This window comes from Sphingomonas mangrovi (assembly GCF_047975845.1).
GTDB lineage: Bacteria > Pseudomonadota > Alphaproteobacteria > Sphingomonadales > Sphingomonadaceae > Sphingomonas.
The window spans coordinates 83277-93658 of sequence record NZ_JBIUCZ010000013.1 but is presented as its reverse complement, the minus strand read 5'-3'; the positions used below and the strand labels follow the sequence as shown (position 1 = coordinate 93658).

At 69.6% G+C, this 10382-nt stretch carries 9 protein-coding genes; 4 read left to right on the top strand and 5 right to left on the bottom strand.

Annotated elements, in window-relative coordinates; genetic code table 11:
* Positions 1–230: 230 nt before the first annotated feature.
* Together ACBY01_RS08725 and ACBY01_RS08720 are read right to left on the bottom strand one after the other, a co-directional pair.
* Entirely contained in the window at positions 231–758 is a 528-nt protein-coding gene (locus tag ACBY01_RS08725; protein ID WP_416460415.1) for a glycine zipper 2TM domain-containing protein, read from the bottom strand.
* Between the two features lie 132 nt (positions 759–890).
* The gene (locus tag ACBY01_RS08720; RefSeq protein ID WP_416460414.1) at positions 891–1721 is read right to left on the bottom strand and encodes a class I mannose-6-phosphate isomerase; all 831 of its coding nucleotides are present in this window, start codon (positions 1719–1721) and stop codon (positions 891–893) included.
* A gap of 114 nt (positions 1722–1835) precedes the next feature.
* Between ACBY01_RS08720 and ACBY01_RS08715 the strand changes: the two genes are divergently transcribed.
* The 4 genes from ACBY01_RS08715 to ACBY01_RS08700 all read left to right on the top strand — a co-directional run bounded on the left by ACBY01_RS08715 (position 1836) and on the right by ACBY01_RS08700 (position 7315).
* Positions 1836–2639: an outer membrane protein assembly factor BamD gene (locus ACBY01_RS08715; RefSeq protein ID WP_416460413.1), complete on the top strand. Its 804-nt coding sequence runs from the start codon at positions 1836–1838 to the stop codon at positions 2637–2639.
* Positions 2640–2678: 39 nt separating this feature from the next.
* Complete coding sequence (gene recN / locus ACBY01_RS08710; RefSeq protein ID WP_416460412.1) at positions 2679–4343, top strand: DNA repair protein RecN; 1665 nt, start codon at positions 2679–2681, stop codon at positions 4341–4343.
* A gap of 347 nt (positions 4344–4690) precedes the next feature.
* Complete coding sequence (locus tag ACBY01_RS08705) at positions 4691–6340, top strand: M28 family metallopeptidase (RefSeq protein ID WP_416460411.1); 1650 nt, start codon at positions 4691–4693, stop codon at positions 6338–6340.
* 141 nt (positions 6341–6481) lie between these two features.
* On the top strand, positions 6482–7315 hold the full coding sequence (locus ACBY01_RS08700) for a Rossmann-fold NAD(P)-binding domain-containing protein (RefSeq protein WP_416460410.1): 834 nt from the start codon (positions 6482–6484) through the stop codon (positions 7313–7315).
* Here the strand turns inward: ACBY01_RS08700 and ACBY01_RS08695 are convergent.
* The 3 genes from ACBY01_RS08695 to ACBY01_RS08685 form a co-directional block, all read right to left on the bottom strand.
* Positions 7225–8154 carry a DMT family transporter gene (locus ACBY01_RS08695; RefSeq protein ID WP_416460409.1) on the bottom strand — a complete coding sequence of 310 codons (930 nt, stop codon included), beginning with the start codon at positions 8152–8154 and terminating at the stop codon, positions 7225–7227. The genes ACBY01_RS08700 and ACBY01_RS08695 overlap by 91 nt on opposite strands.
* The gene (locus ACBY01_RS08690; RefSeq protein WP_416460408.1) at positions 8151–9152 is read right to left on the bottom strand and encodes a threonine aldolase family protein; all 1002 of its coding nucleotides are present in this window, start codon (positions 9150–9152) and stop codon (positions 8151–8153) included. The genes ACBY01_RS08695 and ACBY01_RS08690 overlap by 4 nt, the downstream gene beginning before the upstream one ends.
* A gap of 282 nt (positions 9153–9434) precedes the next feature.
* On the bottom strand, positions 9435–10205 hold the full coding sequence (locus tag ACBY01_RS08685; protein ID WP_416460407.1) for a hypothetical protein: 771 nt from the start codon (positions 10203–10205) through the stop codon (positions 9435–9437).
* Positions 10206–10382: the final 177 nt, after the last annotated feature.

Here is a 10382-nt window from a genome sequence, read left to right as displayed (position 1 = left end):
GGCAATCGCACACCGTTCCGCATACGAGAGCTGTCGGTACCTGGTTCCCATCGCAACACCTCAACCTGGTGTTGCACTTCGTTTGTGAACTCGGGGCATCCATATGCGCAACGATCGAGGCGCAAGCGGAGCGGCAATGGATCCTGACCTTCGTCAGGATGACGCGGGGAGAGCGTTGCACACCCTTTGCAACCGTGCCCCGGCTTGCGCCGGGACACCGCAACTCTCCTTTAGCGGCAGGTCACCTCGCGACGGTCGACCGAGCGGCCGAGCAGTGCGCCGCCCGCACCGCCGATCAGCGTGCCCAGCAGCTGCGAATCGCCGTTGGTGAGGATGTTGCCGAGCACGCCGCCGGCCAGCCCGCCGACGATCAGACCGGTCGTCCCGTCGGAACGGCGGCAGTAGTAGCGGCCGTTGTTGCCGCGATAGACGCGGTCGTTCCGGCCCAAATAGCGCGACTGATAGTAGCGACCGTCGCGATAATAGCGGTCGGCGTAATAGCGGCTCTGGCCGCGCTCGTAGCGATTGTGGTCGTAGTTGCGATACTGGTGCCAGTCGCGCCCGTTGCGCACCGTCCGGCGGCGGTCGTCCCGACGATGGTCGTCGCGACGGTCGTTCCAGCGGCGGTTGTCCCGGCGATCGTTGCGGTGATCGTCGCGGCGCCATTCCTGCGCCGCCGGCGCCGCGGCGGAGGCTGCGGTCGGGACGGCGGGAAGGACCAGCGCCGCCATCATGCCGGCGATCAGGGGAATACGCATGACAGTCTCCACTTAGATTAGTCGGGTGGAGAACGGCGCGCCGCGCCGGCCGGTTGCGTGAACGCAAAACTACCGTGCGTTCATGCACCGGCCAGCGCCCGCCCGGCGCGCGCGGGCGGGTGCCGGGTGCGCTCAGCCGTCGATGCGGCGGTCGCCCGAATAGGCGAACAGCAGGTCGGCGTCGTCCGATGCCTCGATCCGGGTGGTGCCGGTCAGCGTCAGGCATTCGCCCGCCTTGAACACGGTGTCGTCGGCGGTGCCGCTGCCCGTCACCGGCACCAGCCAACCTTTCGTCCCTTCGGGCAGCGTCACGGTGCGGCTGCCGGCCGGCCAGCGTTCGAGCACGAACTTGGGGCCTTCGACCAGGATGGTGCGGTCTTCCGCGACCTTGCCGGGTGCGGACGGGGCGACGAAGGGCACCGCGGCCGACACGGCGACGCCGTCGTCCAGGTGCAGCTCGCGCGGGCGGCCGTAGTCGTAAAGGCGGTAGGTCGTCTCGGAGTTCTGCTGGATCTCGATCAGCGTGATGCCCGCGCCGATCGCGTGCACCGTACCCGACGCCGAGTAGAAGAAGTCGCCGGCCTTGACCGGCTTCCAGTCGAGCTTGTGCTCGATCGACCCGTCTTCGGCCGCGGCGCGCAGCTCGTCGTGGGTCATCGGTTCGAGCGTGCCGAGCGCGATCGTCGAATCGGGTTCGGCGGCCAGGATCGTCCAGCACTCGTCCTTGCCGCGCGGCAGGCCGCGCGCCTGCGCCTGCCGGTCGTCGGGATGGACCTGCACCGACAGCTTCTCGCTGGTGAAGAGATACTTCACGAGCAGGTCGGGCGTCGAATCGCCCGGCGTCTTGAACCACACCTCGCCCACCGGATCGTCGCCGGGGGCGGGATCGGGGAAGCCGGGCCACAGGTCGGTACGACCCCAGGGCTTCTCGACGCGGTGGGTTTCGAGCATCGTCGCGGGCAAGTGGCGTCTCCATTCTGGGTTGCGGCGCACGACGAAGCCGTCGCGTGTCCGATCGTTGCAACGTTGCGCGAAAGCTATTGTTCGCGCCACCCCTAAGCGGCTAGACGCGAGGCCATGCGTATGTCCCTGTTCCGTGCAAGCACGCTGGCCCTGTTCGCCGCTGGAGCGGCAACCCTTTCCGGCTGCGCGCGCAGCGGGGGCAGTTCCGTCGACACGCCCTATGTCGCGCGCGACGTGGGCACGCTCTACACCGCGGCGAAGCAACGCCTCGACCGCGGCCAATACAAGCTCGCCGCCGGGCTGTTCGACGAGGTCGAGCGCCAGCACCCCTATTCGGTGTGGGCGCGCCGCGCGCAGGTGATGGGCGCGTTCAGCTACTATCTCGACAAGGACTATGCGAAGGCGATCGCCGGTTCGCAGCGCTTCCTGTCGGTGCACCCGGGCAACCAGGAAGCGCCCTACGCCTATTATCTGATCGCCATCAGCTACTACGAGCAGATCGCCGACGTCACCCGCGACCAGAAGATCACCGACCAGGCGATGACCGCGCTGGGCGAACTGATCCGCCGCTATCCGCAGTCCAACTATGCCGCCGATGCGCGGCTGAAGATGGATCTGGTGCGCGACCACCTCGCCGGGAAGGAGATGGAGGTCGGCCGCTTCTACGAGCAGCGCGGACAGTGGCTGTCGGCGTCGATGCGCTTCCGCCGAGTCGTCGACGAGTATCAGACCACGCCGCACGCGCCCGAGGCGCTGATGCGCCTGACCGAGACCTATCTGGCGCTGGGCGTGCCGGAGGAGGCGCGCAAGGCCGCGGCCGTCCTCGGCACCAACTATCCCGGTACCGAATGGTACGAGCGTGCCTACAAGCTGATGCAGGAGCATGCGCCCCAGACCGCAGCCGCCACGGGCGCCTGAGGCGCGCATCCACGGCCTCTGGCGCATGAGGGCGGGTCGATGCTGACGGCGCTGTCGATCCGCGACGTGGTGCTGATCGAGGCGCTGGACCTGGAGTTCGGCGCCGGCCTGGGCGTGCTCACCGGCGAAACGGGGGCGGGCAAGTCGATCCTGCTCGACGCGCTGGGGCTGGCGCTCGGCGCGCGCGGCGACACCGGGCTGGTGCGCGACGGCGCGACCCAGGCGGTGGTGACCGCCAGCTTCGACGCACCCGCCGCCGACACGCCGCTCGCCGCGCTGATCGAGGAGAACGGCCTCGACCTCGAACCCGGCGAGCCGCTGATCGTGCGCCGCCTCGTCAAGCGCGACGGCGGCAGCCGCGGCTTCGTCAACGACCAACCGGCCTCGGCGGCGCTGCTGCGCGAGCTGGGGCAATATCTGGTCGAGGTCCACGGCCAGCACGACGACCGCGGCCTGCTCAACCCGCGCGGGCACCGGGCGCTGCTCGATGTCTTCGCGCGGATCGACAGCCGCGACGCCGCGACCGCCTATCGCGCGTGGCGCGATGCCGAGGCGGCACTGGCGGAGGCGCAGGCCGAGATCGAGAGCGCCGCGCGCGACCGCGAGTGGCTGGAACATGCCGTCGCCGAGCTCGATGCGCTGGCGCCGGAGCCGGGCGAGGAAGAGACGCTCGCCGACCGCCGGCGGCTGATGCAGCGCGCCGAAAAGGCGTCGGACGACCTGCGTGCGGTCGAGACGCTGCTCGAGGGATCGGGCGGCGGGCTGGCGCAGCTGCGCCAGGCGGCGCGGGTGCTGGAGCGGCTGGGGGACGACCATCCCGCGCTTGCCGAGGCGCTGGCGGCGGTCGATCGCGCGGTGATCGAGGGCGCGGTGGCCGAGGACCGGCTGCGCGAGGCGCGCGCCGCGCTCGCCTTCGACCCGCGCGCGCAGGAAGAGGACGAGGCGCGGCTGTTCGAGCTGCGGGGCGTCGCGCGCAAGCATCGCGTCCGCCCGGACGAGCTCGCCGAGCTCGCCGACGAGCTGCGCACGCGGCTGCGCCGGCTCGAATCGGGCGAGGAGGGGATCGCGCAGCTGGAGGGGGCGGTCGCGCAGGCGCGCACCGCCTATGACGCGGCGGCCGACGCGCTGACCGCGCGGCGCAGCACGGCCGCGGACTCGCTTGACCGCGCGGTGGCGGGCGAACTCGCGCCGCTGAAGCTGGAGGCGGCGCGCTTCCGCACCGTGGTGGCGCCGCTGGGGTCCGAGCAATGGTCGGCGGCGGGCAAGGACCGCGTCGAGTTCGAGATCGCGACCAACCCCGGCACGCCGTTCGCGCCGCTCATCAAGATCGCCAGCGGCGGCGAACTGTCGCGCTTCATCCTGGCGCTCAAGGTCGCGCTCGCCGAAGAGGGCGGGGCGGGGACGATGGTGTTCGACGAGATCGATCGCGGCGTCGGCGGGGCGGTGGCGTCGGCGATCGGCGATCGGCTCGCGCGGCTGGCCGAGCGGACCCAGGTGCTGGTGGTGACGCACAGCCCGCAGGTCGCCGCGCGCGGCCGTCGCCACCTGCTGATCGCCAAGCGCAGCGACGGGGTGGTGACGCGCACCGGCGTGACCCCGCTCGATCCCGACGAGCGCCGCGAGGAGATCGCGCGGATGCTGTCGGGTGCCGAGATCACCGACGAGGCAAGGGCGCAGGCGGTGCGGCTGATCGAGCCGGCCTGAGGGACCGAACCACCGCCGTCATCCTGACGGAAGTCAGGATCCATTGCCGCTCCGCCTGGAGCCGCCAGTGTGGCGTGTCTGGATGCTGACTTTCGTCAGCATGACGAAAAGGCAGGCGGCCTCCGGACGCAACCGCTTCTACCCCTGTTGTTCCCCGGCGAAGGCCGGGGCCCAGGTGCGGCAATGGTTGCGAGGGTCGGTGCGTCCCACCACCCTTCTCCCAACTGGACCCCGGCCTTCGCCGGGGAACGGAAAGCGATTGACGGCTGGGACAATCCGTCCCCGTGACCCGATGCTCCGGCGGTGGTAGCAAGCGGAAATCCCGCTCTTTTCCTGGAAAGTCGCCGATGCGTCCGCTGCTGTTCTGCCTGCCGTTGCTGTCCCTGGTCGCTGCGCAGCCCGCGCTTGCGAAAGCCGCGCCCGCACCTGGCGCCCCTGCCGCGCAGACCGCGCCGCTGCCGCCGCAGCAGGCCGCGCTCAAGGCGCATGTCGCCTTCCTCGCCTCCGACGCGCTGCGCGGGCGCGAAGCCGGCACGCCGGACTATGACGTGGCCGCGGAATATGTCGCCAGCCGGATGCTGGCGGCGGGGCTTACGCCGGGCGGCATCGACGGCAGCTGGTTCCAGCCGGTGCCGCTGGTGGTCGCCAAGCCCGCGGGCGAGCCGACGATGGCGCTGACCGTCGCGGGCAAGCCCGTGCCGATGGCGTTCGGCACCGATTGGACGCTGCGCGCCGCGCCCGGCGCCGCGGCGGTCGACGTGTCCGCCCCGGTGGTGTTCGCCGGCTACGGCATCGTCGACGCGGCGACCGGCCGCGACGATTATCGCGGGCTCGACGTCCGCGGCAAGGTCGTCGCGATCCTCTACAGCGGGCCCAAGGGGCTCAACAGCGAGATCGCCGCGCACCTGAGCAACCGGCTGGACCGGGCGCGCGTCGCCAAGGCGCATGGCGCGGTGGGCGTGGTGGTGATCGAAACCAGCCAGATCCATCAGGTCTATCCGTTCGCAGCGATGGCGCAGGGCTGGGACACGCGTGCGGTCACGTGGGCGGATGCACAGGGCAAGCCGCGCGACAGCGGCGCGCCGACGCTGGGGGTGGTGAGCTTCGCCGGCGCCGAGAAACTGTTCGCGGGATCGAAGATCCGCTGGCGCGCCGTGCGTGCCGCCGACGAGGCCGGCAGGAAGCTGCCGACCGGGCCGCTCGCCGCGACGCTCGCCACCCGGCAGCGCTTCACCGTCGAGGCGGCGCCGAGCGCCAACGTCGTCGGCATGCTGCGCGGCTCCGACCCGACGCTCGCGAGCGAGGTGGTCGTGCTCTCCGCGCACCTCGACCACATCGGCGTGACCAAGCCGGTCGACGGCGACGCGATCAACAACGGCGCGCTCGACAATGCGATCGGCATCGCGTCGATGCTGGAGGTCGCCAAGGCGTTCGGCGCCGCGGAGACGCGTCCCAAGCGCAGCCTGTTGTTCGTCGCCGTCACCGCCGAGGAGAAGGGGCTGATCGGCTCCGACTATTTCGCCACGCATCCGACGGTGCCGAAGGACGCGGTGGTCGCCAACGTGAACCTCGACATGCCGATCCTGACCTATCGCTTCGTCGATCTGGTCGCGTTCGGCGCCGATCGGTCGAGCATCGGCCCGGCGGTGGCGGCCGCGGCCAAGGCGCGCGGCTTCGCGCTGGTGCCCGACCCCGCGCCCGAAGAGGCCGATTTCGTCCGCACCGACCACTACAGCTTCGTGCGGCAGGGCGTGCCCTCCGTCTCGCTCAACCCGGGGCCGGGCGGGCCGGGCGCGGCGGCGACCAAGGCGTTCCTCGACAACAACTACCACCAGCCCTCGGACGAGATCGACTTGCCGATCGACTGGAAGGCGGCGGAGGATTTCGTCGACGTGAACCGCGGCATCGCCCGCGCGCTCGCCGACGCGCCGGACCGCCCGCGCTGGAACAAGGGCGACTATTTCGGGACGCTCTACCACGGGCCGATGGCGAACTAGGGTGCAGCAACCTTCTTCCCGTTCGTCTCGAGTAGGGATCGAGCTTGTCGAGAGCCCGTATCGAGAGAGCCGCGCGCGCCGACCTCTCGAGACGAACGGAGTAGATGGGGTGTTCGTGGTGGGATGGGGATCGAGCCTAGCATGCGGTTGCTGATCTTCGGCCTGGGCTATGCCGCCGGGGTCGCCGCCGATCGGCTGGCGGCGCACGGCTGGCGCATCGCGGGCACCAGCCGCGACGGGCGCGCGGGGACGATCGCCTTCGCCGACGCCGATCGCCTGCGGTTCGAGATCGGCCAGGCCGACGCGGTGCTCTCCAGCGTGCCGCCTGCCGACGACGCCGATCCGGTGCTGGACGCCTATGGCGACGCACTGGCGGCGCGCGGCTGCTGGCTCGGCTATCTGTCGTCGACCGGCGTCTACGGCGATGCCGACGGCGGCTGGGTCGACGAGGGCGCCTCCCTGGGCGGGCGGCGGCCGGCGCGGGTGGCAGCGGACCGGGCGTGGCTGGCACGGGGCGCGCGGGTGCTGCGGCTGCCGGGCATCTACGGGCCCGGCCGATCGCCGCTCGACCGGCTGCGCGCCGGCACCGCGCACCGGGTCGAGGGGCGCGCGCATGTCTTCAGCCGGGTGCATGTCGAGGACATCGCGGCGGGCATCGTCGCCGCACTCGACGGGCCGGCGGGGGCGTACAACCTCGCCGACGACCTGCCGGCGAGCCAGAACGACGTCGTCGCCTATGCCGCGCGGTTGCTCGGCAGGGCGCCGCCGCCGCGGGTGCCGGTCGAGAGCCTGTCGCCGATGGCGCAGGGCTTCTATGCCGAGAACCGGCGGGTGGCGAACGGGCGGGCCAAGCGCGTGCTCGGCTGGCGACCGCGCTACCCCGACTACCGGTTCGGCCTGCGTGCCCTCAACGCGATGACGAGCCCGGCGAGCACCAGCACCGCGCCGGCGCCGGCGAGCCACGACCAGCGATAGCCCTCGAACAGCGTCGACAGCAGCATCGCGATGACGGGCACGACGACGCCGTTGTAGGCGGCCTTGGCCGGGCCGATCGCGCGGATGAGGCCGAAGTAGAGCGCGAAGGCGATCGCCGAGCCGAAGATCGCGAGATAGAGGATGCCCGCGACATAGGCCCAGCGCCAGTCGAACACCGGTGCGCCGACGGTGGCGCTGGCGAACGCGGCATCCATCGCCGCGCCGATCAGCATGCCGTAGCCGAGCACCGGCGCCATCGGGTAGCGCTTGGCAGTCGGCGTCGCCTGCATGACGTTGGCGACCGAGGCGCACAGCACGCCGGCGAAGGTGATCCCCATGCCGAGCAGCACCGTGTCGCTGTCGCCGGTCGCGCGGCGCAGCTCGTGCACGAACAGCAGCGCGACGCCCGTCATCGCGATCCCCGATCCGACCAGCAGCTGCCGCCCCATCCGCTGGCCGAGAAAGATGCGCGCCAGCGTCGCATTGGGGACGATCAGCAGCGCATAGACGACCGCGACGAGACCGGATGTTACGAACTGTTCGGCGCGATAGACGAAGTTGAAGTTGAGGCAGAACTGGGTGAGCGCCAGCGCCGCCGCGAAGCCCCAGCCGCGCGCGTCGAGCCGCATCGAATCGCGCCGCAGCAACGCCCACACCAGCATCGCGATGCCGCCTGCGATGAAGCGATAGGCGACCGACCAGGTCGGCGGTACCACGCCCAGCTGGTCGCGGATCACGATCCACGTCGATCCCCAGATCAGCGTGACGATCGCGAACGGCCCGAGGACCGCGAGCGTCGCCGAGCGCGGCGTCTCGCCGGCGGGGACGGGCGTGGTCACAGCGTCGCGATCGCGTCGGCGAGCGGGCGGATCTGGTCCTCGGTCTGGTCCCACGCGGTGACGAGGCGGATCTCGCCTGCCGCCCAGTCGTAGAAGTCGAAGTCGAGCCCGCGCAGCGACGCGGCTTCAGCCGGCGTGGCGCGCAGGAACACCTCGTTCGCCTGGACCGGGTGGACGAGGCGGTCGCCGGCCGCGCGCGCGAGCAGCGCCGCGCCGGCGTTGGCGGCGCGCGCGTTGGCGAGCCACAGGCTGTCGTCGAGCATCGCCAGGATCTGCGCGGCGAGGAAGCGGCCCTTCGACGCCAGCAGTCCGGCGCGCTTGCGGCGGTATTTGGTCACGGCGGCGAGCTCGGGCTTGAAGAACACCAGCGCCTCGGCGCTCATGCCGCCGTTCTTGATGAAGCCGAAGCTCAGCGCATCGACGCCGGCCTGCCAGGTGACTTCGGCGGGCGTGCAGCCGAGATGCGCGACCGCATTGGCGAAGCGCGCGCCGTCCATGTGCAGGCCCAGGCCGCGCGCGCGGGTGATCGCGCCGATCGCCGCCACCTCGTCGGGGGTGTAGGCGAGGCCGTATTCGGTGGCATTGGTGATCGACACCGCGTGCGGCTGGACCCAGTGGACGCCGTCGACGATGCGATCGAGCCGGGCGGTCAGCGCATCGGGCGTGATCTTGGCGCCCGGCCCCTCGACCAGCAGCAGCTTGCTGCCGTGGGTGTAGAATTCCGGCGCACCGCCCTCGTCGTTCTGGATGTGCGCGTCCGCGTGGCAGACGACCGCGCCGTGCGGCGGGCACAGCGCGGCGAGCGCGAGGCAGTTGGCGGCGGTTCCCGACGGCACCCACAGCGCGGCGACGTCGGTCCCGAACAGCTCCGACATCCGCCCGTCGAGCGCCTGGCTGAGCACGTCGCCGTCATAGGCGGTGTCGACCTGGTTGGCGGCGAGGATCGCGTCGATCACCTGCGGGCAGGCGGCGGCGGCATTGTCGGAAAAGAAGCGCATGACCGGTGCCTTGGGCGGCTGGGCGGGCGAGGTCAACGGGGAGGTTGGGGGGGGGCGGCGGACCTTAGGTGGCGCTACCTTTGGGCTCCGTATTGCTGACGGTAGCCGCTTTCGCCAACCTTGGGCGTCATCGTCAACGCGGTGAGCGGTCGCTTGGCGCAACGGCTTGTCGGGTTGCAAAGAAAGCTATGGCATGTCGATACATATGATCGTCGACCTCCCCAATTTCGAAGCCTTGAACGCTACAGCTGGGTAGAAGACGGCGCCGAAGCCATCCTCGCTCTACCCATCTGCTCGATGCTCCTGCGGAAGCCTTGAAATTATGCCAAGAAACGCGAGGATCGCCTCTCGGACCAGCGGGAGTTGATCGCGTGACTGCAGAACCATGATCGCCAGCACTAGCATGGTTTGCGCCCGCAGCTTCCGATTGCGGATTGACCGGGTTGTTGCAAAGCTGCGCGGGGTTGTCGCGTCAGATGCATAAAGGAGGCGGTTCCGCTCGTTCGCGGTCGCCGATACCATCTTTTTGATACTGTCAAAGCTTCCTATTCCGGCGATCTGCTTCAGCACATCATCGTAAAGATTCTGCCTGTCTACGCCTGGGCGGGTGAACGTGAGCCCTAGCGGTTCAACTGGTTGTATTGCGTACGAGTCACCGCCGCTGACATTAAAAGCAGTAAGCGGAACTTTGACGTCTACGCGTCGCTTATCAAAATCGAAGATGAGCTGAAACTCACCGAGCATCGGCTTCATCGTGCTCGCGATTGCACCTACGCAAGCCATAACCGCGGCTTTGTGGACATGGTCGCGCGGATTGAGCTCGCGGCTATGTTCATATCCGCGGAGATGTACCGCTTTCATTAGCGCAGAGGCAGCCTCTTCTTCGCCGGTGATAGCGCGGAAAGATGACATCTCTCGGTCCAAATCGAACAGATGCGCTGCTCTATAAAAATTGTTGAGAGAGTTTCGCAGCCTATGTCGGACTGGACCAGGCAGGTTCGGCTCCAGTCGGTTAAGTGCATCCTCGACCGTGAACTCGGCTTTTGCTTCCATCCCCCACGCTCCACAAACCGCTTACTCAGACACGCTGGAATCGTTAGCCGGCTGTTCTGCCGAGACCGCCGGAGATGCCGTCCGCTGCGGTCGAGGAGACAGCACAGAAAAGCTAGACCAAGTTTGCGAGCCGCTGGTGCCTGGCGGTACCCCGTCGAACGGCAACGGCAGGAAACG

What these genes read in the sequence shown, in the direction of transcription:
- ACBY01_RS08705 (WP_416460411.1), top strand. Translation starts at nt 4,691, where the DNA reads ATGCGTCCGCTGCTGTTCTGCCTGCCGTTGCTGTCCCTGGTCGCTGCG.
- ACBY01_RS08690 (WP_416460408.1), bottom strand. Translation starts at nt 9,152, where the DNA reads ATGCGCTTCTTTTCCGACAATGCCGCCGCCGCCTGCCCGCAGGTGATC.
- ACBY01_RS08715 (WP_416460413.1), top strand. Translation starts at nt 1,836, where the DNA reads ATGCGTATGTCCCTGTTCCGTGCAAGCACGCTGGCCCTGTTCGCCGCT.
- ACBY01_RS08700 (WP_416460410.1), top strand. Translation starts at nt 6,482, where the DNA reads ATGCGGTTGCTGATCTTCGGCCTGGGCTATGCCGCCGGGGTCGCCGCC.
- recN (WP_416460412.1), top strand. Translation starts at nt 2,679, where the DNA reads ATGCTGACGGCGCTGTCGATCCGCGACGTGGTGCTGATCGAGGCGCTG.
- ACBY01_RS08725 (WP_416460415.1), bottom strand. Translation starts at nt 758, where the DNA reads ATGCGTATTCCCCTGATCGCCGGCATGATGGCGGCGCTGGTCCTTCCC.
- ACBY01_RS08685 (WP_416460407.1), bottom strand. Translation starts at nt 10,205, where the DNA reads ATGGAAGCAAAAGCCGAGTTCACGGTCGAGGATGCACTTAACCGACTG.